The organism is Janthinobacterium sp. GMG2 (assembly GCF_033949445.1).
Lineage (GTDB): Bacteria > Pseudomonadota > Gammaproteobacteria > Burkholderiales > Burkholderiaceae_D > Janthinobacterium > Janthinobacterium aestuarii.
In genome coordinates, this window is record NZ_JAXAWA010000026.1 from 1 (window position 1) to 467 (window position 467).

Sequence of the window (467 nt, forward strand, 5' to 3'; positions counted from 1 at the left end):
TTGCCAAAGCTCATCGCCGCAAAGAAGCTGCGCGGCTTTTCAAAGCGCAGATAGCTGTTCGCCACCGAGTTGATGTTGCCGATGTCGGTCGACACCATCACGTCTTCCGGCATGGCTTTTTCCAGCTCGCGCAGCACCTGGCGCGGGTGCAGGTAGTTACCCGGCTCTTTCTTTTGCTCTTCGATCATGTCCAGGCTGTATGCATCTTTCTCATGCGTCCAGTTGGTCAGCTCCTCTTCCCACGCGGCCTTTTCCGCTTGCACGGTGGCATAGCGCTCGTCACGCGTCGCGTCGCAGTCGAGGCTCTTGCCGTCCAGGCGGGACAGGATCGCTTTGGCGGCCGCCTTGGCGTCGCCGCAGATGCCGACGGAGATTTTCTTGACCAGGCCCAGCATCTTGTTGTCGGCGTCGATCTGGATGATCTTGGCGTTTTTCGGCCAGTAATCCATGCCGTGCTGCGGCAAGGT

At 59.3% G+C, this 467-nt stretch carries 1 pseudogene; it reads right to left on the reverse strand.

Annotated features, from left to right (window positions below):
- Window positions 1-467 (reverse strand): annotated as a pseudogene (locus SKZ59_RS28150) (sulfoacetaldehyde acetyltransferase); the annotation flags it as partial.